The organism is Microbacterium canaveralium, assembly GCF_047238045.1.
Classification (GTDB): domain Bacteria; phylum Actinomycetota; class Actinomycetes; order Actinomycetales; family Microbacteriaceae; genus Microbacterium.
Genome location: NZ_JBDFMA010000003.1, coordinates 1,006,455 through 1,031,673, shown reverse-complemented (window position 1 = coordinate 1,031,673; position 25,219 = coordinate 1,006,455). Strand labels below are relative to the sequence as shown.

Below are 25,219 nucleotides of genomic sequence, written 5' to 3'. Positions count from 1 at the left end.
GTCGCCGGACGCGGAGAACGGCGATGAGCCCGGACTCCCGACCGGATGCCTGCCACGTTACGGGCCCCCGCGCCAGCGGGTCACGGTGGTTGCGCGCGCGCACCGCGACCGTTAGACGATCACGCCGCCACGTCGGCCGGGAGGACGACCCAGGCACGGGTCCCCCCGGCGGGCGATCGGTCCAGCCCGATGTGGCCGCCATGTGCTTGAGCGATGCGCCGACACGTCGCGAGCCCGATGCCGAGACCCTGTACCTCGGCGTCGTGACCGCGCTGCATCGGCTCGAACATGCGGTCACGCAGCATCGGATCGACCGCCTCGCCGTTGTCGTCCACCAGGATGCGCCACCCGTCGGGCATCGCCTGCACCGTGACGAACACGTGCGGTGTCCGCCCCGCCGCCGAGGTGAACTTCACGGCGTTGGCGATGAGATTCTGCAACAGCACACGCAGCAGCGTGTCGTCGGCGCGGATCAATACCGAGGCATCCACGACGACCTCCGCTCCGACACCCACGACAGCCCCGTCGAGGTCTTCGAGCACTTCGTCGACGACCTCCCCCACGTCCACCTGAGTGAAGTGCGGTCGAGCACCGCCCATGCGCGCGAAGTCGAGGAGGTCGGTCACCATCGACGTCATCCGTGCCGCCGCCGACTCGGCTCGGGCCAGCGAGCGCGCGGCCCGCGGAGCACCGACCATCTCGGGGCTGTCGGCGGCGAGCTCGAGGAAGCCCGACAACGCGGTCAGGGGGTTCCGGAGGTCGTGGCTGACCTGTGTGGCGAACTGCTCGAGCTGCGAGTTCGACTCCGCCAGATCACGGGACAGTCGACGAAGTTCGAGCACGTCGATCACCTGGTGCGCGAGCAGATCGAGGGCGCGGGCGCTGGCATCCGAGAGTTCGCCGACCTCCTCGTCGAAGACGCACAGCGTTCCGATCGCCACCCCGGAGGGGGTGATGAGGGGGCTCGACGCATAGAAGCGGACGGCCGCGATCGCGCCCGTCACGAAGGCGTTGTCGCGGAACCGCGGATCCTCCCGCGCGTCCGGCACCACGACCCGGCGCGGGTCGACGAGCACCGCGGCGCACATCGAATCCTCGATGGAGCAGGACGCCGCTTGAACGCCCACCGCCGCGACCTGATGTTGGGCGCGGTCGTCGATGATGTTGATGACGGCGGTCGTGACGCCGCACACGGTCGCCGCGAGCTCCACCAGCCCCTGCAGATCGGGCTCGGGCAGGGCCCCGACGATGCGGTACTGGTCGATGGCTTCGCGGCGCGTGACCTCGTGAGCTGTGGACACGGCACTCCCTCGCGAATCTGTCCCCGCCCGAGCCTAGCCGCACGATTACACCCTGGCGCCGTCGATCGGTAGGCCCTCGCGGGACGGCACACAACCGTCGACGCTGGAGACATGACCCTCCCCACCCCCGAACCCCTCGACCCGCCCACCGCCCCGGGAACGCCGGGTACTCCCACGGTTCCGAGCGATCCTTCCCCCGCGGCCCCCGCCGAGCCCCTGGCGCCGAGCCCGGACGAGCCCACGGTCCCCCTTCCGCCCGAGCCCGCGACCGACCCTTCGGGGGCCGGCGAGGTCGATCAACCGACCGGGACCGCGGAACCGGAGGCGGACAACGCCGTGGAAGCGGACACCGTCAACGCCGTCGACCCGGGCGGAAGCCCGGACTGACCGGACGGAGAATAACGAAGGGGCGGGCACACGCGTGCTCGCCCCTTCGTGGTTCCGGAAACTCGGACCGCCGTGCGGCTTACGGGTTCCCGCGCGTCCAGAGCAACAGGATCGCGACGGCCTGCAGGACGATGCAGCCGACCAGGATGGCGGTGCGTCGCCGGGGCGTCGACGACCAGCGATCGTCGGCCGTCAGCGGAGCCATGGGCATGAGCAGACGGAACGTGCTCTGCTGCGGAAGGAAGACCGCGAAGATGTAGGTGCCGTAGCTGAAGGCGTAGGCGACGACGATGAGGCCCAGCCGCCGTACCGGACGCGACCACAGCAGCGCCGCGAAGGCGACGAGGAGCGCGATCACCAGGATGATGCCGACGACGCCCAGGTGCGTCCCGGCCTGACGGAACCACGGTGTGAACGGCGTGAATTCGTCGTTGCCGACGTAGTCGAGCCACCACCCGAGCTCGGTGCGGATGTAGGCGTTGTGCGTACCGGTGATGTACTGCGCGATGTGATTCCACGACAGGCCGGCGACCGCGATCGTGAGTCCCGTGGCCATGAGCGAAGCCCACTCGCGCACGGGGAACGGGTCGACGCGCCGACGGAAGAAACGCACGAGGAAGACGATGCCGAGGGCCAGACCGAGCGCGAGCACACCGGGACGCGTGTAGGCCGCGATGAGCCCGATCGGGAGGATCCAGAGGTATTTGCGCTGGAGAGCCAGCAGCATGCCGCTGAACATCAGCAGCATGAACAGGCCTTCGCTGTAGCCGAGCGCGAAGAGGAAGGACATCGGGCCGAACGAGAAGAACACGACCGACCACCAGGCCGCCCGCGGCTTCGTGACCGAGCGGAGGAGGCGGAACAGCACCCAGGTCGCACCGAGGCTCGCGGCGAGGCTGATCAGGACCGCGACCGGCTGCCAGCCGAGCCCCGTGGCGCCCGAGAGCGTCCGCACGAGGAAGGGGAAGACCGGGAGGAACGCCCAGTTGTTCGGCAGGATGTCGCCGGACACGTTCATCGGCAGCGACATGGGGTACCCCTGCGCAGCGATCTGACCGTAGCGGTCGGCGTCCCATCCGGTGAGGTAGTCGAAGAACGTGCCGAGGCGTTCGCTGTCGGGGCCGAACCCCCAACGGGCGGACTTCGCGATGGAGTAGAAACCCCACAGAAGGCCGAAGTTCACCACGCGGGCGATGCCCCACAGCAGCAGAACACGCGTGAACGAGCCGCGCTCGATCGGCTCGATGCCCTGCGGCGCACGCAGGACGTCTTCGCCGTACTGGCGAAGAGCCCGACCGGCGCGGGAGTCGAGCAGGCGTCGCCCGCGGTCGCGCAGCGGCGCAAGGCGATCGTCGGTGGGGGCCGGTCGTACCGTAGGGACCAGCTCGCTCGGCGGTGCGCTCACTCGGAACCTTTCACGGGGAGGAAGTGGGCTGCTGACGACGGTGTCCGGCCCGGACAAGTGCATTAGGGCAGATCGTACCGGATGCCCCCACCCCGTCTTCCCGGTTGACATTCAGGAAATCGCCTGGTCAGTGGCGTCGCCGACCCCGGCCGGACGGCGCGCACCGGCATCTCGGGCCGGGGAGCGACGTCGGCGAATCGCGTTCGTCGGCGGCCGCCGTCAGACGAGGAAGAAGGACACGGCCCCGGGATTGTGGGCGTGAACGAGGACACCGAAGACGACGGCGTCGAAGAGCAGGTGCACCGTCACGATGTACCCCAGAGAGCGGGTGCGCAGGAACAGGAACCCCTGGATGAGAGCGAACGGGATCGTCAGCACTGGCCCCCAGGCCTGATAGCCGAGCTCCCACAGGAACGATACGAACACGATCGCCTGCAGCACGTTCGCCGTCACGTCGGGGAGGTGCCGCCGCAGTAGGACGAACACGGTGCAGACGAAGAACAACTCGTCCCAGATGCCGACGGCACCCACGCCGACGAACAGTCGACCGATCAGCTCCGGCGTGTCGACGACCGGCCAGTTCATGTACACGCCCGACGTGACGAAGTAGAACGGCAGGATCAGCCAGCCGAGCACGATGACCCCGAGCAGCCACACCCACTGCCACCACGCCCATCGACCGCCTCCCCGCCAGGGGAAGCGGATCGCCCGATCTCGGAAGACGAAGCGAGAGATCACGTAGGGAAGGACGACGGCGCCCCCGAGCCCTAGCGTGAAGCGCACGAAGGCCGCATCGTCCAGCTCGGCCTTCAGCGGGATGAGGCTCACGAGGCACTGACCGAGCGCGATGAGGAACACGTCGCGCGCGATGCTCGGCACGGGCTCGGCATCCCGGGCCGGCCGGATCGCGATGCCGCCGCGACGGTCGACGAGGATCGCGGATGCCACGGCGAGCGCCAGCACGATCCACCCGAGCCACACGACCTGGACGACGAACAGCACCGGAGCGGCCAGGCATACCAACGCCGCCGGCACGAGCGCGGGCGTCCAGGTACGGCGGACGTGCTCGGGTGCGGCGGCGTGGGCGGTCATGGCGCGAGCCGGGTGTACGTCAGATCGCGGATGTCTCGGCCGACACGGAGCCCCTTGCGCTCGAAGGCGGTCAGGACCCGACCGTCGAAACGCTCGGCCCACTCCCCCGCGAAGGCTCGCTCGAATTCTGGGGCGTCGTCCAGGACGCCGCGCATCTGGTCGGCGTAGTCCTGCCAGTCGGTCGCGAGGCGCAGGGTGCCGCCGGGGACGAGAGCCTGTGCGGCGATCCGGGCGAACTCGGGAGCCACCAGGCGGCGCTTGGTGTGCTTGTTCTTGTGCCAGGGGTCGGGGAAGAACACCCACAGCTCGTCGACGGATGCCGCGGGAAGCATGTGCTCCAGGACCTCGGGTGCGTTGGCCTCGACGAGACGCAGGTTGCGAAGACCCTCTCGCTCGGCGTCGAGCATCGTGCGGGCCAGTCCCGCGGCGAAGACCTCGACGGCGAGGAAGTCGGCGTCCGGCCGCGCGCCCGCGGCCGAGACGATCTGGTGTCCCTGGCCGGATCCGATCTCCACGATCAGGGGCGCCCGGCGGCCCCAGACCTCGGCTGGGTCGATGGCGGATCCCGGGCGGACGCTCGTGGCCGCGGAATCCCGCTCCACCCACAGCAGGTAGAACGGCGACAGCTCCGCCCACGCACGGTCCTGCGCCTCCGACATGCGGCCGCTGCGCCGGACGAACGACACCGGGCGATCGCGATAGACGGGGGTCTCCATGGCATCCAGGGTAGGCGAGCCGTCGCCGGGCTCCCCCTGATCGTCGCGCGACTGCTCGCGCGGTTTCCGGCCGCTCACGGGACCGTGACGAAGTCGATGAGCTCCTCGACGCGGCCGAGCAGCGCCGGCTCGAGGTCGCGGAAGGTCGTCACGCGCGACAGGATGTGCTGCCAGGCCCGGGCGAGGTCGGCCTGCTCCTCCGCGGGCCACCCCAGGGCGCGGCACACCCCCACCTTCCACTCGATGCCGCGCGGCACCTCGGGCCATGCCGCGATGCCGAGGGCCCGCGGCGTGACGCATTGCCAGACGTCGACGAAGGGGTGCCCGACGATGCGCACGTACGCGCCGTGGCGTCCCCGGGCGATCGTGTCGGCGATGCGGGATTCCTTGGAGTTCGGCACGAGGTGGTCGACGAGAACGCCGTACCGGCGCTCGGCGGTGGGGGGTTCGGCATCCAGTGTCTGTCCGAGGAGGTCGACGCCCTCGAGGAATTCGACGACCACGCCCTCGGCCCGCAGGTCAGCGCCCCATACCTTCTCGACCAGTTCGGCGTCGTGCTTGCCCTCGACGAGGATGCGGCTGGCCCGTGCCGTCCGGGCTCGCTGTTCGGGAGCGGCGAACGACCCGGAGGCCGTCCGTGTGCGCCCCTTCGGGGCTGCCGACGGTGCCACGAGCACCACCGGTTCGCCGTCGACGAGGAACCCTCCGCCGAGCGGGAACAGGCGGCGCTTGCCGAGCCTGTCCTCGAGCTCCACGTGCATGCCGTCGATGCGGGTCACCGCTCCGCAGAACCCGTCACCGGCGACCTCGACCACGAGATCGGCGGATGCCGCGACCTGAGCCGCCTTCTTGCGGCCCGCCTCGCGCCATCCGCGGGCGAGTACATCCGTTCCGTAGCGATCGTCCATGGGGCTCCCTCCGAACGCACGAGCCTATGCGGCGCGCGCGTGCGCTGAGGGCGGACGCGCCGAACCTTCCCCGGTGTCCACGGCCCTTTATAGAGTGGGGTCCTCAGCGCCGAAGGGGAATGCATGCGAAAGCCGAAGGCGGCGACGATCATGGCGGGTTTCGTGGTCGCGGCGGTGTCCGTCCTCGGTCTCGGCGTTCCCGCGTGGGCCGTCCCACCACCCTCGCTCGGGTCGAGCTACGTCCTCGATCAGGCCGACGTGCTCACCAACGCGCAAGAAGCCGAGGTGCAGACGCGGCTGCTGCGCCTATCGGATCAGACCGGGCTCGATATGTGGGTGGTGTTCGTCGACGACTTCACCGAACCGGTGAGCGCCGCGGATTGGGCGAACGAGGCCGCCAACCGCAACAACCTCGGTCCTCATCAGTACCTCTTGGCGGTCTCGGTCGATGGCCGCGCCTATTACCTTTCCGGCGACGTCGATGACGGGGCCCTGACGGCGGATCAGCTCGCCGCGATCGAGCAGGAACGGGTCCAGCCCGCCCTCGCGGCGGGTGACTACGCCGGCGCGGCGGATGCCGCCGCGACCGGGATCACCGCCGCCGCGCGCGAGGCCCAGCCCGCTCCACCGCCCACCCCGGCCGGTAGCGGTCCCAACGTCTCGCTCATCGCCCTGGTGGTGTTCCTCATCCTGGCGCTCGTCGGCGGGCTGGTGTGGCTGTGGCTGCGGCGCCGCCGCAGCGCCACCGCCACCGGCGCGCCCCCGACCGAGAGCCTCGACGACCTCGCGCGTCGCGCCGGCTCCGCCCTGGTCGCGACGGACGACGCCGTCAAGACCAGCGAACAAGACCTCGGCTTCGCCCGGGCGCAGTTCGGTGACGCGGCGGCGTCCCCCTACTCCGAGGCCCTCGCGCAGGCGAAGGCCGACCTCGAGCGCGCGTTCACGATCTCGCAGCAGCTCGACGACGACGTCCCCGAGACGGCGGACCAGAGACGTGCGGGGTACGTGGAGATCCTCCGCCTCTGCGCTACGGCGGATGAGACGCTGGATGCCAAGGCCGCGGCGTTCGATGAGCTCCGCGCCCTCGAATCCGACGCACCCGGAGCCCTGGCGAGGGCTCGAGAGAGGCACGGGGCTGCGCGCTCGGCGTTGGAGGGCGCCGACCGAGATCTGGCGGCGCTCCGGGAGCGGTACGCCGACGACGCCGTTGTCACCGTGAACGACAATCCCGCCCAGGCCCGCGCACGGCTCGACCTGGCCGCGCAGCAGTTCACCGCCGCCGATGCGGCCGTCGCCGCCGGATCGAACGGAGAGGCCGCGGTCGCGATCCGCGCCGGCGAAGCGGCCGTCGCCCAGGCCGAGGGTCTCGAGAGGGCCATCGGCTCCCTCGCGGCCGACCTCTCGTCTGCCGAGACGCGGGCAGCCGACCTCATCGCCGAGGTCGAGGGCGACCTCGCGGCCGCGTCGGCTCTGCCTGACAGCGACGGCCGCATCGCGGGGGCCATCGCGACCGCGCGGACACAGCTGGATGCCGGACGCGCCGCGTTGACACCCCCGCGCACCGCCCCGTTGCGCGCTCTCGCCGCGCTCGACCAGGCCAACACCGCGATCGACGCGGTGCTCACCGCCGCCCGCGACGAGTCCGAACGCCGACGGCGCGCCGAGTCGCAACTCGACAGCGTCCTCGCCCAGGCGCGCGCGCAGGTGACCGCCACCGAGGACTTCATCTCCGCTCGCCGCGGCGCCGTCGGGCCGACCGCCCGGACACGGCTCGCCGAAGCCGGGGCGGCTCTCGTCCAGGCCGAGCAGTTGCGCGCCGCCGACCCGGCCGCCGCCCTCCCGTTCGCGCAACGCTCCGCCGATCTCGCGGCCCAGGCCGCATCCCTCGCGCAGAACGACGTCGGCGCCTTCGGCGGCACCCGCGGCGGGGGCGGCGGCGGTGACATGATGGGGGCCATCCTCGGCGGCATCGCCGTCAACGCGATCCTCGGGGGGTCGCGTTCGCGCGGCGGATTCGGCGGTGGCGGAGTGGGCGGCCTGGGGGGCATGCTCGGAGGCATGGGCGGCCTCGGGGGCGGCTCACGCTCGTCCGGCTCCTCGGGTCGCTCGCGCGGTTCCTCGTCGGCCGGGTCGCGTTCACGTCGCGGAGGGGGTCGATTCTGACGCTCGCCCCGCGGCCCGCAACGGCCGTCACAGACAACTCGTAGAAACCGGCACCAGACTCGACAGTGTCGCCCCAGGAAGGAAAACCCCGCATGGCCAAGCAGTCCATCTTCGGTCGCATCTCGACCCTCGTCCGCGCGAACATCAATGCGCTCCTCGACCAGGCCGAGGACCCGCAGAAGATGCTCGACCAGCTCGTCCGCGACTACTCCAACTCCATCGCCGACGCCGAGTCGGCCATCGCCGAGACCATCGGCAACCTGCGTCTTCTCGAGCGCGACCACCAGGAAGACGTCCAGGCGGCCGCCGAGTGGGGGAACAAGGCCCTGGCCGCCAGTCGCAAGGGCGACGAACTGCGCGCCGCCGGTAACGCCGGCGAAGCCGACAAGTTCGACAACCTGGCCAAGATCGCTCTGCAGCGCCAGATCAGCGCGGAGAGCGAGGCGAAGTCCGCCGAGCCCACGATCGCCTCGCAGACCGAGGTCGTCGACAAGCTCAAGGACGGCCTCAACGGCATGAAGGCCAAGCTCGAGCAGCTGCGGTCCAAGCGCAGCGAGCTGCTGGCGCGCGCCAAGGTCGCCGAGGCGCAGAACAAGGTGCACGACGCGGTGAAGTCGATCGATGTCCTCGACCCGACGAGCGAGCTCGGCCGGTTCGAAGACAAGATCCGCCGCGAAGAGGCCCTCGCGGCCGGCAAGCAGGAACTGGCCGCCTCGAGCATCGACGCGCAGTTCAATGCGCTCGAAGACGTGGGTGAGCTGACCGAGGTCGAGGCGCGCCTGGCCGCGCTGAAGACCGGCGGCCCGCAGCGCGCCGCCATCGACGCGCCGAGCCCCGACCTCTGATCGACCGGGAGCGCACCGCCTCCGAGGCGGTGCGCTCCTCCTCTCCGACAGGCAGGCCATGACGCGTTTCGTGATCGCCCCGCAGTGGCAGGGCTCGTCGTCCTCGCGCGCGATGCAGCTCATCGACGGCGCCGAAGCCATCGCCGGTGATCTTCCCCGCGCCGCGACCACGACCGTGGAGGTTCCTTCCGAGGCCGGCGATGCCCAAGGCACCCGGGTGCTCCGCGCGAGCGCGCTCGTCCGCATGCGCGAGCGCATCCGTGACGCCGTCGCCGGGGTGACGGGTGAGCACGCGGTGACGATCGGCGGGGACTGCGGTGTCGCGCTCGGAGCGGTGTCCGCGGTCGCCGCTGACGACGTCGCGATCGTGTGGATCGACGCGCACGCCGACCTGAACACCCCGGAGTCCTCCCCCAGCGGCGCGTTCCACGGCATGGTGCTCCGAGCGATCCTCGGTGACGGCACCGACCTCCTGCGCCTGAGCCCCGGCATCCCCTCGTCCCGCGTCGTCCTGGCGGGTACTCGCGCATTGGATGCCGAGGAGCAGCGGTATGTCGACGAGCACGGGATCCGCGTGATCACCGCGGCGGAGCTGTCGGAGCCGGAAGCCCTCGCCGATGCCGTCGCCGCAACGGGGGCGTCGCGGGTCTATGTGCACCTCGACCTCGACGTACTGGACCCCGCGGAGATCGCGGGGGTCGCCCTCCCCGAGCCGTTCGGAGCTCGGGCGACCGACGTCGCGGCATCGATCCGCCGCCTCCGGGAGCGGCTGCCGCTGGCGGGTGCGACGATCACGGAGTTCTCCCCCGCCTCGCCCGCCGCCGCCGTCGACGACCTCGGCACCATTCTCCGCCTCATCGGGGCGCTCGCGTGAGCCCCATCCCCCGGCCGCCCGAGGGATGGCGAGAGCGTGCCGATCGAGCCGTCGCGCGAGGTCGTCGCATCGACCGGTTCATCCCCGCAGTCCTGCTCGACTCCCCCGTCAGCCGGGTCGGCTTCTGGTACGGCCGCACGGTCGGCTGGGTATGGGGCTCGGTGTGGAGCACCGGTCGCATCGAACGGAGGAACGGCCTGTGGGTGTTCCGGGGTCTCCCGGCGTGGGCCTTCCCTCGCGGCGGCGTCTGCGTGGGCGATTGCTTCCTCACCGGTGACGCGGCGCCCAGCGCCGCCGTGCTCCGCCACGAGGCCGTGCACGCCCGCCAGTGGCAGCGTTACGGCTTCCTCATGCCCCTGCTCTACTTCTTCGCCGGTCGCGACCCGTTGCGCAACCGCTTCGAGATCGAGGCCGGTCTCGTCGAGGGGAACTACGTCCCGCGCGGAGCGTGAAACGCGCCGTCAGCGAGCGGTGGCGAGACCGAAGCGTTCGGGGGTGTGGATCGCGGTCGCGTCGACACCGTGGCGCGACGTGAGCTCGTCCACGATCTCGGCCGTGCCCAGGTAGCCGCCCGTGAGGAAGATCCGCGTGGCGTCGTCGTCGCAGCACAGCATCTCGCCGGCCCATCCGGCCACCGCGCGGGTCAGGGCCTGGCCGGGCGCACACACACGGCCCGTCCCCGGGGCACCTCCGCGGCGCGAACGGTCGAGCCACGTGACGGTCATGCGGGCCGGGGCGGCGATCGTCGTGATCCACGACGCGTCCGGGACCTCGACGAAGATGCGGCCGGTCGAGCAGATCGGCAGCGTCGCCAGCAGCGCCTCCATCTCGGCGAGCGACGTCTCGTCGGCCGTGATGAGGTGCTGTACGCGCGTGTGACGCGACGATCGGCAGGCGGCGGCGTTGTGCTCGGCGGAGATGGACATGATGGCATCCACTATACCCTCGACCAAGGGTTGCCTAACCTGTGTTGCCGCCGTGGATCGATCGAGGGCGAGAGCGAGACATCACTCGATCAGGGCGGCTCGCAAACGCTCGAGTTCGGCCTCGGTCAGGCCGTGCGCCCGCAGGAAGGCGGCGGGCGAGCCGTACTCGGCATCCAGGGTCTCCAGGAGCGCGCGCATGACCGGTGCGGGTGATCGCGTCGCGAGTTCCTCCGCGTGCCGGTTCTCGGGGTGCAGTGCCCGGATGCCGGCCACCACCTGACGATTGCGCGCGGCGGGGAGGAGACCCTCCGTCCGCGCGTAATCGTCCACGACGGCGTCGCGGTCGACACCGACCGCGGCGAGCGCGATGGCGACGGTGACGCCGGTGCGGTCCTTGCCAACCGTGCAGTGGACGAGCACGGGTTGCGCGTCCGCGATCCCCCTCACGGCGTCCACGATGCGGGCGGCCGAGCCCTCGACGAGTTCGGCGTACAGCTCGCCCAGGCTCACGTCGCGCTCGAAGAACGACTCGACGGACCCCAGGAACAGCGGGACCCGTTGCACCTCGACGTCGAGCCCCTCGATGCGACTCGGCGCCCAGCGGACCTCGTCGTCGTCGCGGAGGTCGATGATGCGACGCAGCCCGAGGTCGGCGAGCGTCTGAAGCCCCGCCTCATCGACGTGGACGAGGTTGCCCGAGCGGTACAGCGCCCCGCTCCGGGTGCGACGGGATCCGGCGGGCAGGCCACCCACGTCGCGGAAGTTCGTCGCGCCCGAGACGAGGGACATTACGCGGTACCGCCGTGGTCGTGCGCGGTGGGGGTTTCGGACGCCGCCGCCGGCCGCGGCGGGACCGGGTAACGCCCCGCGATCGCGACGCGATTGAACGCGTTGATCGACACGAGCACCCAGCTGAGCGCCACGTACTCCGCTTCGCTCAGGATGCCGCCCGCCCGGTCGTACACGTCGTCGGGGATGCCGTCCTCGTGGATGAAGGTGAACGACTCGGTGAGCTCGAGGGCGGCGCGTTCCCGCTCGTCGAAGACCCCCGACTCGCGCCAGGTCGCGATCTGCGCGATGACATCCGCATCGACTCCCGCCGCCACGGCGCGATCGACGTGGACTCGGACGCAGTAGGCGCAGCCGTTCAGCTGCGAGGCGTGGATCTGCACGATCTCGCGCAGCCGGGCACCGATCCCGGCCGCGTCGGCGACCCCTCCGACGGCCTGGGAGAACGACCGCAACGCGGCATACGCCTCAGGAGCCTTCTTCGACAGATGCACGCGTCGTTCCTCGCCCATGGCCACAGCCTACGGCGGTGCTCGCGCGCAGGGACCGACCCCGGGCGCGGACCGAGGTGTCGCGGAGTTGCACCGGGCTGGCGACCTCCCGGGCGCGATGACAGGCTGACGTCATGCCCGAGACCGACGAGTTCTCCTTCCTCCCCGCGCAGGCGGATGCCGCCGGCGTCGACATCCCGGCCGTCGCCCGCGTGAGCCTGACGCTTCCCGACGGGCGCACGCTCAGCGGCCTACGGTGGGGCGAGGCCCCGCCGGTCGTGACCTTCCTGCACGGCGCGGGACTCAACGCCCACACGTGGGACACCACGCTGCTGCACCTGGGCGAACCGGCCCTCGCGCTCGACCTCGCCGGTCACGGCGATTCTTCGTGGCGAGAGGATGCCGCCTACGTCGGTCGTGTGCTCGCCCCCGACGTCGCGGCCTCGATCGAGGCCTGGACCGACCGGCCGCAGGTGGTCGTCGGGCAGTCGCTGGGCGGACTCACGGCGGCAGCCCTCGCGGCATCCCGTCCCGATCTCGTCTCGCAGGTCGTGATCGCCGACATCACCCCCGGCATCGATCCGAGCGGAGGACCGGCGCAGCTCCGAGCCTTCTTCGCCGGCCCCACCGACTGGGCGAGCCGCGACGAACTGGTCGAGAAGGCGCTGTCGTTCGGGCTCGGCGGAGCACGTGAGGCCGCCGAACGCGGGGTCTTCCTGAATACGCGCGTGCGGGAGGACGGACGGGTGGAGTGGAAGCACCACTTCGCCCACCTGGCCGCCGCCGCGGCAGCAACGGGTGCCGACCTGGGCACCCCGGACGCCGTTCGCGCCGTCCTCGCGTCGACCGGGTGGGACGACATCGAAGCCACGCGCGCCCCGATCCTGTTCGTCCGCGGAGAGCGCGGTTTCGTCACGGCCGACGACGCCGACGAGCTGACCCGCCGCGCCCACGACGTCGATGTCCGCGTCCTGCCGACCGGCCACAACAACGTGCAGGAGGAGGATCCCGCGACCCTCGCCGCGCTGGTGCGGGAGACGATCCCGCGCGACTGACACCGACGTCGCGGAGAGTCACACGCGGAGTCCCTCTCGGCGGGTGAAAGTAGGCTGGTCTCACCCCACTCCACGGCACCACAGCACCCGGATGCCGTGGGCCTTGCGAAAGGACACCCCCGCAATGCTGCGCCGAACCGCCGTCGCCACGAGCGCGCTCCTGATCGGAGCACTCCTGTTCACCTCGTGCACCGGCACGTCGACCGCGTCCGGCCCGACCGGCGCCCCCGACCCGAACGCCACGCTGACCGTCGGCCTTTCGCTCGAGCCGTCGAACCTCGACATCCGCCGCACCAGCGGCGCGGCCCTGGAACAGGCGCTGATCGACAACGTCTACCAGGGGCTCGTGACCCGCAACGGCGACGACGACAACGCCATCGTCCCCGAGCTCGCCACCGACTGGACCATCTCCCCCGACGGGCTCACCTACACCTTCACGCTGCGCCCGGGCGTGACGTTCCACGACGGCAGCGCGCTCACCGCCGACGACGTGGTGACCTCGCTGCAGACGGCGAAGGACGACGCGACGATCCAGAACAGCGCCGACCTCGCCGGCGTGGCATCCATCGCCTCTCCCGACCCGACCACGGTCGTCATCACCCTCGCGCAGCCGAACATCGACTTCCTGTTTGCCCTCACCGGTCGTGCGGGTCTGATCTTCAAGACCAACGACACCACTAACTTCGAGACCGCGACCAACGGGACCGGTCCCTTCACGGTCTCGGCGTGGAACACCGGTCAGAGCCTCACGCTCACCCGCAACGACGCCTACTGGGGCGACAAGGCGGGCGTGGCCGAGGTCGTCATCGACTACATCCCCGACCGCACCGCCGCGGTCAACGCGGCCGTCAGCGGAGATCTCGACGCGGCGCTCGAGGTCGATCCCGAGCTGCGGGGTCAGATCGAGGGCACCGGGAACTTCCAGATCGAATCGGGTCTGACCACGGACAAGGGCACACTCGCGTTCAACAACGCCCGCGCGCCCCTCACCGACCAGCGCGTCCGCGAGGCCCTGCGCCTGGCGATCGATCACCAGGCGCTCATCGACACCCTCGGCGCGGGCCAGCCGCTGTACGGCCCGATCCCGCCGCTGGACCCGGGCTACGAAGATCTCTCCGACAGCATCTCGTACAACCCCGACCGTGCGCGGGAGCTGCTCGCCGAAGCGAATGCCGAGAACCTGACGCTGACCCTCACGATCCCGAGCGTGTACCCGAGCTCGATCGCGACGTTCCTCGTCTCCTCGTTCGCCGACGTGGGTGTGACGCTGAAGGTCGATTCCGTCGACTTCCCGACGTGGCTGAAGAACGTCTACACCAACCATGACTACGACCTCAGCTTCGTGCGCCACGTCGAGGCGCGAGATTTCAGCAACTTCGCCAACCCGAACTACTACTTCGGATACGACAACCCGAAGGTGCAGAGCCTGTACGCGCAGGCCCTCGCCACGACCGACGAGCAGCAGTCGTCCGACTACTTGGCCGAGGCCGCCCGCATCGTCTCGGACGAGGATGCCGCCGACTGGCTGTTCCTCTCGACGCCGCTGACCGCCGTGGCGAACAACGTCCAGAACTTCCCGAAGAACTCCCTCAACGTGCGCCTGCCGCTGGCGGGCGTGACGGTCTCGTCGGAGTGATCCGCTACACGCTGACGCGGCTGGGCCTGCTCGTCCTGGGCCTGGCCGTGTCGAGCGTGCTGATCTTCTTCTCGCTGCGCGTCCTGCCCGGCGACGTCGCTCTGCTGATCGGTGGCACGCAAGCCACCCCCGACCAGATCGATGCGCTGCGCGAGAGCCTCGGCCTGACGCGTCCGCTCCCGCAGCAGTACCTCGACTGGATCGGCGGTGTGTTCCGGGGCGATCTCGGCACCTCGCTCGTGACGGGCGTGTCCGTCAGCGCAGAACTCGCCGACAAAGCCCAGGTCACCGTCCCGCTGGCGGCGATGTCGCTGACCGTCGCGCTCGCGGTCGGCCTTCCCTTCGGCGTGCTGGCGGCCCTGCGCCGGGGTCGCGCCGACGGCACGGCACTGAACGTCGGCGCCCAGGCGCTGGCGGCGGTCCCGGTGGTGTGGGCGGGGATGATGCTCGTCGTGGTCTTCGCGGTCTGGCTCGGGTGGCTGCCCCCGCAGGGCTTCCCCCGCTCCGGGTGGGACGACCCGGCGGCGGCGTTCCGAGCGCTCGTCCTCCCGGCCGTCACGATCGGCGTCGTGGAGGGTGCGATGCTGCTCCGCTTCGTCCGCAGCGCGACGCTCCAGGCGATGGGCCAGGACTACGTCCGCACGGCCGCCGCGAAGGGGCTCACCCGCACGCGGGCGCTCCTGAGCCACGGCCTCCCGAACGTCGGCCTCTCCGTGATCACCGTCCTCGGGCTGCAGATCGCCGGCATCATCGTGGGCGCGGTCGTGATCGAGCAGCTGTTCACCCTCCCCGGGGTCGGCCGCATGCTGGTCGCGGACGTCTCCGCGCGCGATCTGCCGAAGGTGCAGGGCGAGCTCCTCGCGCTCACCGGGTTCGTGCTCGTCGTCGGCTTCCTCGTCGACCTCGTGCACCGTTTCGTCGACCCGCGACAGAGGGAGGCCTCGTGAGGACGCTGCGTCGACTATGGGGAATCGGCACGGGGCGCTTCGGCATCCTGGTCGTCGTCGTGATCGCCCTCACGGCGCTGGTGTCGCTGGTGTGGACGCCCTTCGACCCGGCGAGCGTGGACGCCCGCTCCCGGTGGAGCGACCCGTCGTGGCCGCACGTCCTCGGGACGGACGGCAACGGCCGCGACATCCTGAGCCTGCTCATGGCGGGCGCGCGCACCACGGTGGTCGTGGCCGTCGGCGCGGGGATCGTCGCCTCGCTCCTGGGCCTCGCCCTGGCCGCGCTGGGTGCGCTGACGGTGCGATGGGTGCGCGAGAGCGTCGCGGTGCTCGTGGACATCCTGGTCGCGTTCCCGGTCCTGATCATCGCGATGATGATCTCCGCGGTGTGGGGCGGCTCGCTCGGCGTGGTGATCTTCTCGGTCGGCATCGGCTTCGGCGTGAACATCGCGCGGGTGACCCGGCCGGAACTGCGCCGCGTCCTCCAGAGCGACTTCGTGCTGGCCGGTCGCGCGAGCGGGCTGAGTCCGCTGCAGAACCTCGTCCGACACCTCCTCCCCAATGTCGCCCCGGTGTTCATCGTTCAACTGTCGTGGGGCATGGCGGTCGCGGTGCTCGCCGAGGCCGGACTGTCCTACCTCGGGTTCGGCGCCCCGATCACACAACCGTCGTGGGGCGTGCTCCTCAGCGACCTCCAGGCGTACATCTCGGTCCACCCCCTCACCGTCGTATGGCCGGGCCTGGCGATCACCCTCACCGTGCTCGGCCTGAACCTCCTCGGCGACGCGCTGCGCGATGCCGCCGATCCGACACTCTCCGAACGCGCTCCGCAGGCCCGGACGCATGTCCCGGGGGTGGTCGCGTGAGCCTCGAGGTCGAGAATCTGCGCATCGAGGTGGGCGGACGAGCGGTCGTGGACAGCGTGAGCTTCGCCGTTGCGGACGGGGCCCGTGTGGGACTCATCGGCGAGTCGGGGTCGGGCAAGTCCCTCACGGCCCTGGCCGTCCTGGGGCTCCTCCCGGATGCCGCGACCGCCAGCGGGAGCGTCCGATGGAACGGTCGCGAGATCCTGGGCCTGCCCGACCGTGAGCTCGCCCGGCTCCGCGGCGACGAGATCGGCATCGTCTTCCAGGAACCGCGAACCGCGCTGAACCCCATCCGCACCGTGGGACGTCAGATCGGCGAGTCCGTCCGCATCCACGAGGGCGTCTCGCGGCGCGAGGCCCTGCGTCGCGCCGTCGCGGAGGCGGAACGCGTCGCCCTCCCCGATCCCGAGCGCATCGTCGCGCGCTACCCCCACCAGCTCTCCGGTGGGCAGCGCCAGCGGGTGGCGATCGCGATGGCCCTCGCCAGCCGCCCCCGCCTTCTGATCGCCGACGAACCGACCACCGCCCTCGACGTGACGATTCAGGCCGGCATCCTGTCTCTCCTGCGCTCCCTGGTTCAGGATGCCGGGATGTCATTGGTCTTCATCACGCACGACCTCGCCGTCCTCGCGCAGGTCGCGACGCACGCCGTCGTCCTCGAACACGGTCGCGTCGTGGAGCAGGGGGCGGTCGAGGATCTGCTGCGATCGCCGACCTCGCCGGTCACGCGAGCGCTGTTGCGGGATGCCACGGCGACGCTGTGGCATCCGGAGATCGCGCACGACGCGACGGACGGGGACGAGGGCACCGGATGAGCGACGTGATCGTGCACACCCGGGGGCTCTCCCGGACGTACCTGACACCCCGGACGCGCGGATTCGGCGGCGCCGAACGCACCGTCGGCCTGCAGGACGTCGACCTGTCGGTTCGGGCGGGGTCGGCCGTGGGCATCATCGGCGAGTCCGGGTCGGGGAAGTCGACCCTGGTGCGTCTGATGCTCGGCCTGGACACCCCCACGGCCGGCACCGTCGAGGTCGACGGCCGCGAGGTGAAGGCGCACGGCTCGGCGCGGTCGTTGCACTGGCTGCGGCGGAGCACCGGGATCGTCTTCCAGGATCCGTACGCATCGCTGGATCCGCGGATGAGCGTCGGCCGCATCGTCGGCGAGCCCCTGTGGGCGCTGGGGATCGAGGGCGATCGGCGGGCGCGGGTCCGCGAGGTGCTCGCACAGGTCGGGCTCGAGCAGGACGCGGCCGAGCGCTTTCCGCACGAGTTCTCGGGCGGTCAACGCCAGCGCATCGCTCTCGCCCGCGCGATCGTGCACCGGCCGCGCATCCTGGTCGGCGACGAACCGCTGTCGGCCCTGGACGTCACCGTGCGCGCGCAGATTCTCCGACTCCTCGACGAGCTGCGCGCCGAGCAGCAGCTCACGCTCGTGCTCGTCTCGCACGACATCGGCGTCGTGCAGAGCGTGTGCGACGAGGTGGTCGTCATGAAGGACGGCCGCGTCGTGGAACAGGGACCGACCGAGAAGGTGCTCCTCCAACCGCAGGCGGCGTACACGCGCCAGTTGCTCGCGTCCGTGCCGACTCTGCCCGCCTGACACCGGACGCCTCCTTCCACAAGGGATCCTCGGTGTCGGTGGCCGGCGCTAACCTCGCCCCATGACCCCCGGCATCGTTCCCCCGTTCCTCCTCGATCGGCTCGCCTCCACCGACGATCCGCGCCTGGCTCGCGCGGCCGCCGCGGCGCGGAAGACCCTCGCCGTCCCTCGTCCCGACCGCCGATCCCGGACGCGCCTGCAGCTCTCCATCGACGGTGACGCCCTCGTCGCCGAGGCCGTTCCCGCACCGGATCGTGTGATCTCGGATGCCGGGAACACCGAGCGTCTGCCCGGCCGCCGCGTGCGCACCGAAGACGATGCGCCCACCGGAGACCGCTCCGTCGACGAGGCCTACGACGGCCTCGGCTCGACCTACGACTTCTTCTGGGATGCCTTCACGCGCGACGGAATCGACGGCGCCGGCGGCTCGTTGCTGGCCACCGTCCACTTCGGAGACGATTACGACAACGCGTTCTGGAACGGCGAGCGCATGGTCTTCGGCGACGGCGACGGCGACGTCTTCATCGGCTTCACGCGGTCGCTCAGCGTCATCGCCCACGAGCTCGGACACGGTGTCACCGAAGCCTCCGGAGGGCTCGACTACCAGGGGCAGTCGGGCGCGCTGAACGAATCGCTGTCGGACGTCTTCGGCGTGCTCGCCGAACAGCACGCGCTCGGGCAGACCGCCGAGCAGGCGAGCTGGCTGGTCGGAGCGGGCATCTTCGCCGACGACGTCCAGGGCGTCGCGCTGCGATCCATGGCCGCCCCGGGGACCGCGTACGACGACGACGTCCTGGGCAAAGACCCTCAGCCCGGGCACATGCGCGACTACGTCGAGACGTCCGACGACAACGGGGGCGTGCACATCAACTCCGGCATCCCGAACCGCGCGTTCTTCCTCGCCGCCACGCGACTGGGCGGCTTCGCGTGGGAACGGGCCGGGCTCATCTGGTACCGAACCCTGACCGGCGGTTCCCTCACCCCCGCCGCCGACTTCGCGGCGTTCGCCGCCGCCACTCTCGCCACCGCGACGGCGGAGTACGGTGAGAAGTCGGAGGAGGTCGCCGCCGTCCGCGCCGCGTGGGCCGGAGTCGGCGTCGCGGAGGATGCCACAGCCTGACACCACCGACGGTCGATTCGTCATCATCGTGGTGCGATCGGGCGGCATCGCCGGTCTGTCCAAGCAATGGCGGACCGAACCCGACCCGAGTCGCGCCCCGCACTGGTGGAAGCTCGTCGAGAGCTGCCCCTGGGACGCTCCCCCACCCGCGGTATCCGGCGCCGATCGATACCAGTGGCGCATCGAGGTGAACCAGGGAGAGGCAGCCGTTCATCGTGCGCAACTGAGCGACACGCAGATCGAAGGCCCGTGGCGCGCGCTCATCGACGAGGTCCGGCAAGCAGCTCCGCCGCAGAAGAGGCGCTGATCCGACGGAGCGCCCGGTCAGCCGAACAGCTTCCGGCGCTTCTTCTTCGAGGGGATGCTCTTCTGCAGGTAGACCACGCCGAGCCACCGGCCGAACTTGAAACCGACGCGCCCCATCCGCCCCACCTCGGTGAAGCCGAGCTTCAGGTGCAGCGCGATCGACGCATCCGCGCCCTTGTCGCTGATCGCCGCCACCATCTCGCGGATCCCCTTCTCGGCGCACGCATCGATGAGCGCCTCCAACAGGGCTCGCCCGAGCCCCTTGCCGGAGGCCGCCTGTCCGAGGTAGATGGAGTTCTCGACGGTGTAGCGGTAGGCCGACTTGGACTGCCACGGTTGCACCAACGCATAGCCGAGGACCTGTCCGCTCGGAGCCTCCGCGACGAGGAACGGCAGATCGAGCTGCTTCAACGTGGCGAACTTGTCACGCCACTTCGCGATCGTCCACGCTTTCTCGTCGAACGTCACGACCGAGTTGCGCACGTAGTAGTTGTAGATCTCGCGGATGTCGGGGATATCGGCCTCGGTGGCCGGCCGAATCACATACGAGAACGGCCGCTCCGGTTCGGGGGCGCGTCGCAGATGCACGGGCAGGCGCCGCCGACTCTTCTCGTACTCCTCTTCCAGCACCTCGCCACTCTACGGCGATGCCGGTTTCGGGCGAGTAACCGCCACGGCCGACGGCACGCGGCTCGACCCGCGCCGGGGTCAGGCGGGAAGACGCCAATCCACCGGTGCAGCCCCCTGCTTCTCGAGCGACGCGTTCACGCGCGAGAACGGCCGGGAGCCGAAGAACCCGCGACTCGCCGACAGCGGTGACGGGTGCGGCGAAGCCACGATCGCGGTGTCTCCCAGCAGGGGGGTGAGGCCGGCGGCATCCCTCCCCCACAGAATGGCGACGAGCGGCGTCTCGCGGGCGACGAGACAGCGGATGGCGTGTTCCGTGACGCGTTCCCACCCCCAGCCCCGGTGGGACGCGGGCGCGCCGGGCGCGACCGTGAGAACCCTGTTGAGCAGCATCACGCCCTGATCGGACCATGCCGACAGGTCGCCGTGCGCCGCGGGAGCGATTCCGAGGTCGTCCGACAGCTCGCGGTAGATGTTCGCCAGGCTGCGAGGCAGGGGGCGCACGTGCGGGTCCACCGCGAAGGACAGACCGATCGGGTGTCCGGGCGTCGGGTAGGGATCCTGGCCCACGATGAGGACACGCACCGCGTCGATCGGTGTGCGGAAGGCCCGGAGCACCAGATCACCGGCGGGGAGGTATGGCTTACCCTCCGTCCGCAACCGCTCGCCGATCGCGGCGATGTCGCCCGCGACCGGCGCCAGGGGGTCGACCCACGTGGGGTGGATGAGACCGGCGTCGGCGAGTTCGGCGAGCGACTTCGCCGTCACGCGGCGTCTTCCTCGTGCACCGACCCCTGGTGCGACCAGGGGAAGTCGATCCACAGCGAGGTGTCTTTCCACGAATAGTCGGGGACGATCACGGTGGTGGGTTTCGTGTAGATGACGGCCGAACGGGCCTCCGCACCATGACGGTCGAGCAGCTTCACCGCGAGATCGAGCGTCCGGCCGCTGTCGGCGACGTCGTCGACGAGCAAGACGCGGCGGCCCTCCAGGTAGGACAGGTCGAGCGCCGGCGGCAGCACCTCGGGAGCGTCGAGCACGGTACCGATGCCGGTGTAGAACTCCACGTTCAGGGCGCCGCAGTTCTTCACGCCCAGGCCGTAGGCGATGGCACCGCCGGGGAGCAGTCCCCCGCGCGCAATCGCGACCACCACCTCGGGGTGGAATCCGTCGGCGACGATGGCCCGGGAGATGTCGCGTGTCGCGGCCCCGAAGTCGTCCCAGGTGAGTCGCTCGCGCTCGTCGGTCGTTTCCGCCACGCGGATCCCCTCTCGTCTTGTGTCACTTCACCCTAGGGTGTCTCCCGAATGCCGCCCCGCGCGGTGCTAGCCTCGCGCCATGTCGCGCGTCTCCGGCGCGGTCGGTCGGGTGCGCGGGTCCGCGCTCGGGGTGACCGCGGGACTCATCGGGTGGTTCGTGCTGGTCGAGCTCGCCAGCGGCATCCTGCAGGGGTACTACGTCCCGCTGCTTCCCGACATCGTCGTGCACCTGGGTATCCGCGACGCCGACGTCAACTGGTTCGAGGCGGCCCAGTTGCTGCTCTCCGCGCTCGTCCTCCCGATCCTCGCCAAGCTCGGCGACGTCTTCGGGCACAAGCGCATCCTGCTGGTCTCGGCGCTCGCGACCGCGGCCGCCAGCTGGTGGCTGGTGTTCGCCGACACGTTCCCGACCTTCCTGATCGCCTGGGCTCTGCAGGGCTTCTACGTCGTGTGGCTGCCGCTGGAGATCGCTCTCATCTTCGATCGTGGACGTCGGCAGAGCCGAGGGGTCTCCCAGACCCGTCGCGCCGCGGGCCTCCTCGTCGTGGGTCTGCAGGTCGGCGCGATCCTCGGTGCCCTCACCGCGGGACGGCTCTTCACCGCCACCGGCGGAGACCTGCGTCTGGCGCTCACGATCCCCGCGATCGCCGTCACGCTCGTCTGCCTCGTGATCTGGCTCGGCGTCCCCGAGTCCGAACGGGCGCCGGGCGAACGGCGGCTCGATATCGGGGGCTTCGTTCTGCTCGCCGCCGCACTCCTGTGTCTCACCGGCGCACTGTCTTTCGTACGCCTCCCGGAGGGTCCGGGCCTCCTCGTGATCGTGCCGCTCCTCGTGGTGGGCGCCGGCCTCCTCGTCGTGTTCGCGCGGTACGAACTGCGCCGCCCCGATCCGGCCGTCGACATCCGCGTCCTCCGCCGCCCGGAGATGTGGCCCGTCCAGGCGACCTCGTTCCTCGTCGGCATCAGCCTCCTGGGAGCGCAGGGACCCCTGGCGACCTATGCCGGCACGGATCGCTCCCTCGGGTACGGCCTGGGATTGGATGCCACCGACCGCTCGAACATCATCGGGGTCTATCTCGTCTCGCTGATCGTGGGCGCGATCGTCTTCGCCGTGACGTCCCGGCGGGCGAGTCCCCGCGCCGTCCTCATCGGCGCGGCCGCGCTCGTCGGCATCGGGTACCTGCTCCTGGTCCCCCTCCACGCCGAGCTGTGGCAGGTTCTGCTGTGCCTCGTGATCGCCGGTCTCGGCTCGGGCGCGCTCGTGGCCGCGATGCCGGCAGCCGCCGCGGCCGCCGCTCCCCGCGGGCAGACGGGTGTGGCATCCGCCCTCACGAACACGACCAAGACGGTCGGCGGCACGATGTCGTCCGCGGTGTTCGGGGTCGTCCTGGCCGGGGGCGCGGGGGCGGCCGTCGCGGCGACCGCTGCCCCGCTCGCCGGCTACATCACGGTGTGGTCGATCTGCGCGGCGGGCGGATTCCTCGCCGTCGTGCTCCTGCTGTTCGTGCCGAAGGTCGCCTTCGCCGACGCCCCCGAGTCCGCCGCCGCGACCGGCGAGATCGCCTGAGGCCCGGGCCGGCTCAGCCCTGCGCGCCGCGCACGCGCAGGGGTCCGCGCGCGAGCAGGTGCTGCGCGGACTGCGCGACCGGTCGGACGGTCACCAGATCGAGATTGACGTGTCCGGGAGCATCGAGCGCGTACACGATGACATCCGCGACGTCCTCGGCGACGAGCGGCGCTTCGACGCCCTCGTACAGCTGATCGGCGCCCTCCTGGTCGCCGCCGAGTCGGTTGAGGGTGAACTCCTCGGTCCGCACCATTCCGGGGGCGATCTCGATCACGCGCAGCGGCTCGCCGTTCAGCTCCTGCCGAAGCGCTGCGACGAGCATCTGCTCTCCCGCCTTCGCCGCGTTGTAGCCCGCGCCGCCCGGATAGGCCACCCGCGCCGCCGTCGACGTCACGAACAACAGGTCGGCATAGCCGTCGGCCTCGGCCGAGCGCCGCAGGAGCGGCAGGAGGGATGCCACGAGCCGCTGCGACGACAGCACGTTGGCCTCGAACATCCACCGCCAGTGCTCGGGGTCGCCATCCTCGACACGGTCGGCGCCCCGGGCGCCGCCGGCCACGTGCACGAGGGCATCGACACCCCCGGTCTCGTCCAGCCACCCGGCGAGGGTCGCGACAGCGTCGCCGTCGGTGAGATCGGCCACGTGCGCCACGACACCCGTCTCCGCCTCCAGCGCGGCGAGCCGCTCCGCGCGGCGGGCCACGCCCACCACGTCCCAGCCCCGCGCGCGCAGCTCCCGCGCGGTCGCCTCGCCGATCCCCGAACTGGCCCCGGTCACCACTGCGCGTCTCGTCATGGCATCCACGCTACCGGCGAGCGGTGACACGGGATCGCCGCGAACGTTACGGCGCGTGTCCGCCCCTGTTGTCGGTGTCGTCGGCTCTCTCTACGCTCGCAGCAGGCCGTGGCATCCGTCATCGGCCGCCGAGATTTTCCGAAGGAGAAGCCGTGTCCGCACCCGAGAACTGGCGTTTCGAGACCAAGCAGATCCACACCGGCGCCCAGCCCGACCCGGTCACCAAGGCCCGCGCCACCCCGATCTACCAGACCACGTCGTACGTGTTCGACAACGCCGATCACGCCGCCAACCTGTTCGCGCTGGCAGAGTTCGGCAACATCTACACCCGCATCCAGAACCCCACGCAGGACGTCGTCGAGCAGCGCATCGCCGCGCTGGAGGGGGGCACCGGCGCCCTCCTGGTCGCGAGCGGCCAGGCGGCCGAGACGTTCGCGGTCCTCAACATCGCTCAGGCGGGCGACCACATCGTCTCGTCCAGCTCCATCTACGGCGGCACGTACAACCTGTTCAAGTACACCCTCGCCAAGCTCGGCATCGAGACGACCTTCGTCGAGAACCAGGACGACCCCGAGGCCTGGCGCGCAGCGGTGCGTCCCAACACGAAGCTCTTCTTCGCCGAGACCATCGGCAACCCGAAGATCAACGTGCTCGACATCCGCACGGTCGCCGACGTCGCCCACGAGAACGGCGTGCCGCTGATCGTCGACAACACGATCGCGACGCCGTACCTCATCCGTCCCTTCGAGCACGGTGCCGACATCGTCATCCATTCGGCGACGAAGTTCATCGGCGGCCACGGCACGACCATCGGCGGCGTCATCGTCGACGGCGGAAAGTTCGCGTGGTCGGAGAACGTCGAGAAGTTCCCCGGCCTCACCGAGCCCGACCCGTCCTACCACGGCGCGAGCTACACCACCGCGGTCGGCGACGGCCTCGCCTACATCATCAAGGCCCGCGTGCAGCTGCTGCGCGACCTCGGTGCCGCGATCTCGCCGAACAGCGCGTGGCTGCTCATCCAGGGTCTCGAGACGCTGTCGCTGCGCATCGAGCGCCACGTGCAGAACGCGCAGGAGATCGCCGAGTGGCTCGAGGCGCACGACGACGTCGCGAGCGTGAACTACTCCGGTCTGCCGACGTCGCCCTGGTACGCCGCCGCCAACAATTACGCGCCCAAGGGCGTCGGCGCGGTGCTGTCGTTCGAGCTGAAGGGCGGCGTGGAAGCCGGACGCGAGTTCGTCAACTCGCTGACGCTCTTCAGCCACCTCGCCAACATCGGCGACGTGCGCTCGCTCGTCATCCATCCCGCCTCGACGACCCACTCGCAGCTGACTCCCGAGCAGCAGCTCACCTCGGGTGTCACCCCGGGTCTCGTGCGCCTGTCGGTGGGTCTGGAGAACATCGCCGACCTCAAGGCCGACCTCGACCAGGCCCTCGCCGCCGCGCGCCGGCTGTCGGAGGCCGCGCGCGCCTGATCCGCGCCGGCGCCGCGGGAGGAGATTCGGCGACGGGAGGACGACACCGCCCTACGGCATCCTCC

At 70.7% G+C, this 25,219-nt stretch carries 27 protein-coding genes; 15 read left to right on the top strand and 12 right to left on the bottom strand.

Features of this window, described 5'->3' with window-relative positions; all coding sequences use genetic code 11:
* Positions 1–119: 119 nt before the first annotated feature.
* Complete coding sequence (locus ABC271_RS05735) at positions 120–1,301, bottom strand: sensor histidine kinase (RefSeq protein ID WP_412923934.1); 1,182 nt, start codon at positions 1,299–1,301, stop codon at positions 120–122.
* A gap of 111 nt (positions 1,302–1,412) precedes the next feature.
* Between ABC271_RS05735 and ABC271_RS05730 the strand changes: the two genes are divergently transcribed.
* Positions 1,413–1,688 carry a hypothetical protein gene (locus tag ABC271_RS05730; RefSeq protein WP_412923933.1) on the top strand — a complete coding sequence of 92 codons (276 nt, stop codon included), beginning with the start codon at positions 1,413–1,415 and terminating at the stop codon, positions 1,686–1,688.
* Positions 1,689–1,767: 79 nt separating this feature from the next.
* On the opposite strand, the gene ABC271_RS05725 is transcribed toward ABC271_RS05730, so the two are convergent.
* The 4 genes from ABC271_RS05725 to ABC271_RS05710 form a co-directional block, all read right to left on the bottom strand.
* Positions 1,768–3,093, bottom strand: a complete 1,326-nt coding sequence (locus ABC271_RS05725; protein ID WP_412923932.1) for a glycosyltransferase family protein — start codon at positions 3,091–3,093, stop codon at positions 1,768–1,770.
* Between the two features lie 219 nt (positions 3,094–3,312).
* On the bottom strand, positions 3,313–4,185 hold the full coding sequence (locus ABC271_RS05720) for a CPBP family intramembrane glutamic endopeptidase (protein WP_412923931.1): 873 nt from the start codon (positions 4,183–4,185) through the stop codon (positions 3,313–3,315).
* Positions 4,182–4,901, bottom strand: coding sequence for a tRNA (guanosine(46)-N7)-methyltransferase TrmB (gene trmB / locus ABC271_RS05715; protein WP_412923930.1), 720 nt, complete (start codon positions 4,899–4,901; stop codon positions 4,182–4,184). Before trmB ends, ABC271_RS05720 begins: the two co-directional genes overlap by 4 nt.
* Positions 4,902–4,975: 74 nt before the next feature.
* Positions 4,976–5,809, bottom strand: coding sequence for a DUF3097 domain-containing protein (locus tag ABC271_RS05710; protein ID WP_412923929.1), 834 nt, complete (start codon positions 5,807–5,809; stop codon positions 4,976–4,978).
* A gap of 123 nt (positions 5,810–5,932) precedes the next feature.
* On the opposite strand from ABC271_RS05710, the gene ABC271_RS05705 reads away from it, so the two are divergent.
* The 4 genes from ABC271_RS05705 to ABC271_RS05690 all read left to right on the top strand — a co-directional run bounded on the left by ABC271_RS05705 (position 5,933) and on the right by ABC271_RS05690 (position 10,143).
* Positions 5,933–7,972, top strand: coding sequence for a TPM domain-containing protein (locus ABC271_RS05705; protein ID WP_412923928.1), 2,040 nt, complete (start codon positions 5,933–5,935; stop codon positions 7,970–7,972).
* Positions 7,973–8,064: 92 nt separating this feature from the next.
* On the top strand, positions 8,065–8,817 hold the full coding sequence (locus ABC271_RS05700) for a PspA/IM30 family protein (protein ID WP_412923927.1): 753 nt from the start codon (positions 8,065–8,067) through the stop codon (positions 8,815–8,817).
* Positions 8,818–8,875: 58 nt separating this feature from the next.
* A complete protein-coding gene (locus ABC271_RS05695) occupies positions 8,876–9,691 on the top strand; it encodes an arginase family protein (protein ID WP_412923926.1) in 816 nt (271 codons plus the stop codon).
* Positions 9,688–10,143 carry a Fe-S oxidoreductase gene (locus ABC271_RS05690; RefSeq protein ID WP_412923925.1) on the top strand — a complete coding sequence of 152 codons (456 nt, stop codon included), beginning with the start codon at positions 9,688–9,690 and terminating at the stop codon, positions 10,141–10,143. Before ABC271_RS05695 ends, ABC271_RS05690 begins: the two co-directional genes overlap by 4 nt.
* Positions 10,144–10,152: 9 nt before the next feature.
* Here ABC271_RS05690 and ABC271_RS05685 read toward each other — a convergent pair whose 3' ends face one another.
* From ABC271_RS05685 to ABC271_RS05675, 3 genes are all read right to left on the bottom strand, one after another.
* On the bottom strand, positions 10,153–10,617 hold the full coding sequence (locus tag ABC271_RS05685; RefSeq protein ID WP_412923924.1) for an SIP domain-containing protein: 465 nt from the start codon (positions 10,615–10,617) through the stop codon (positions 10,153–10,155).
* A gap of 81 nt (positions 10,618–10,698) precedes the next feature.
* Positions 10,699–11,406, bottom strand: a complete 708-nt coding sequence (locus ABC271_RS05680; RefSeq protein ID WP_412923923.1) for a tyrosine-protein phosphatase — start codon at positions 11,404–11,406, stop codon at positions 10,699–10,701.
* Positions 11,406–11,918: a carboxymuconolactone decarboxylase family protein gene (locus ABC271_RS05675; protein ID WP_412923922.1), complete on the bottom strand. Its 513-nt coding sequence runs from the start codon at positions 11,916–11,918 to the stop codon at positions 11,406–11,408. The genes ABC271_RS05680 and ABC271_RS05675 overlap by 1 nt, the downstream gene beginning before the upstream one ends.
* 113 nt (positions 11,919–12,031) lie before the next feature.
* Between ABC271_RS05675 and ABC271_RS05670 the strand changes: the two genes are divergently transcribed.
* The 8 genes from ABC271_RS05670 to ABC271_RS05635 all read left to right on the top strand — a co-directional run bounded on the left by ABC271_RS05670 (position 12,032) and on the right by ABC271_RS05635 (position 19,431).
* Positions 12,032–12,952 (top strand): alpha/beta fold hydrolase, encoded by a 921-nt coding sequence (locus tag ABC271_RS05670; RefSeq protein ID WP_412923921.1) that lies wholly within the window; start codon positions 12,032–12,034, stop codon positions 12,950–12,952.
* A gap of 124 nt (positions 12,953–13,076) precedes the next feature.
* Complete coding sequence (locus ABC271_RS05665; RefSeq protein WP_412923920.1) at positions 13,077–14,588, top strand: ABC transporter substrate-binding protein; 1,512 nt, start codon at positions 13,077–13,079, stop codon at positions 14,586–14,588.
* On the top strand, positions 14,585–15,535 hold the full coding sequence (locus ABC271_RS05660) for an ABC transporter permease (RefSeq protein ID WP_412923919.1): 951 nt from the start codon (positions 14,585–14,587) through the stop codon (positions 15,533–15,535). Before ABC271_RS05665 ends, ABC271_RS05660 begins: the two co-directional genes overlap by 4 nt.
* Positions 15,532–16,401: an ABC transporter permease gene (locus tag ABC271_RS05655; protein WP_412923918.1), complete on the top strand. Its 870-nt coding sequence runs from the start codon at positions 15,532–15,534 to the stop codon at positions 16,399–16,401. Before ABC271_RS05660 ends, ABC271_RS05655 begins: the two co-directional genes overlap by 4 nt.
* Positions 16,398–17,216 carry an ATP-binding cassette domain-containing protein gene (locus tag ABC271_RS05650; protein WP_412923917.1) on the top strand — a complete coding sequence of 273 codons (819 nt, stop codon included), beginning with the start codon at positions 16,398–16,400 and terminating at the stop codon, positions 17,214–17,216. The genes ABC271_RS05655 and ABC271_RS05650 overlap by 4 nt, the downstream gene beginning before the upstream one ends.
* A complete protein-coding gene (locus ABC271_RS05645) occupies positions 17,213–18,004 on the top strand; it encodes an ABC transporter ATP-binding protein (RefSeq protein WP_412923916.1) in 792 nt (263 codons plus the stop codon). Before ABC271_RS05650 ends, ABC271_RS05645 begins: the two co-directional genes overlap by 4 nt.
* Before the next feature lie 61 nt (positions 18,005–18,065).
* Positions 18,066–19,124, top strand: coding sequence for a M4 family metallopeptidase (locus tag ABC271_RS05640; RefSeq protein WP_412923915.1), 1,059 nt, complete (start codon positions 18,066–18,068; stop codon positions 19,122–19,124).
* Positions 19,111–19,431 (top strand): protealysin inhibitor emfourin, encoded by a 321-nt coding sequence (locus ABC271_RS05635; protein ID WP_412923914.1) that lies wholly within the window; start codon positions 19,111–19,113, stop codon positions 19,429–19,431. Before ABC271_RS05640 ends, ABC271_RS05635 begins: the two co-directional genes overlap by 14 nt.
* 17 nt (positions 19,432–19,448) lie before the next feature.
* On the opposite strand, the gene ABC271_RS05630 is transcribed toward ABC271_RS05635, so the two are convergent.
* The 3 genes from ABC271_RS05630 to ABC271_RS05620 all read right to left on the bottom strand — a co-directional run bounded on the left by ABC271_RS05630 (position 19,449) and on the right by ABC271_RS05620 (position 21,316).
* Complete coding sequence (locus ABC271_RS05630; RefSeq protein ID WP_412923913.1) at positions 19,449–20,060, bottom strand: GNAT family N-acetyltransferase; 612 nt, start codon at positions 20,058–20,060, stop codon at positions 19,449–19,451.
* 78 nt (positions 20,061–20,138) lie between these two features.
* Positions 20,139–20,825: a uracil-DNA glycosylase gene (locus tag ABC271_RS05625; RefSeq protein ID WP_412923912.1), complete on the bottom strand. Its 687-nt coding sequence runs from the start codon at positions 20,823–20,825 to the stop codon at positions 20,139–20,141.
* Positions 20,822–21,316: a phosphoribosyltransferase gene (locus ABC271_RS05620; protein ID WP_412923911.1), complete on the bottom strand. Its 495-nt coding sequence runs from the start codon at positions 21,314–21,316 to the stop codon at positions 20,822–20,824. Before ABC271_RS05620 ends, ABC271_RS05625 begins: the two co-directional genes overlap by 4 nt.
* Before the next feature lie 79 nt (positions 21,317–21,395).
* Here ABC271_RS05620 and ABC271_RS05615 point away from each other — a divergent pair, with 79 nt between their 5' ends.
* Positions 21,396–22,883, top strand: coding sequence for an MFS transporter (locus tag ABC271_RS05615; protein WP_412923910.1), 1,488 nt, complete (start codon positions 21,396–21,398; stop codon positions 22,881–22,883).
* A 13-nt stretch (positions 22,884–22,896) separates the two neighbouring features.
* On the opposite strand, the gene ABC271_RS05610 is transcribed toward ABC271_RS05615, so the two are convergent.
* The gene (locus ABC271_RS05610) at positions 22,897–23,679 is read right to left on the bottom strand and encodes an SDR family oxidoreductase (protein ID WP_412923909.1); all 783 of its coding nucleotides are present in this window, start codon (positions 23,677–23,679) and stop codon (positions 22,897–22,899) included.
* Between the two features lie 152 nt (positions 23,680–23,831).
* Here ABC271_RS05610 and ABC271_RS05605 point away from each other — a divergent pair, with 152 nt between their 5' ends.
* Positions 23,832–25,154, top strand: a complete 1,323-nt coding sequence (locus tag ABC271_RS05605; RefSeq protein WP_412923908.1) for a bifunctional o-acetylhomoserine/o-acetylserine sulfhydrylase — start codon at positions 23,832–23,834, stop codon at positions 25,152–25,154.
* Positions 25,155–25,219 lie beyond the last annotated feature (65 nt).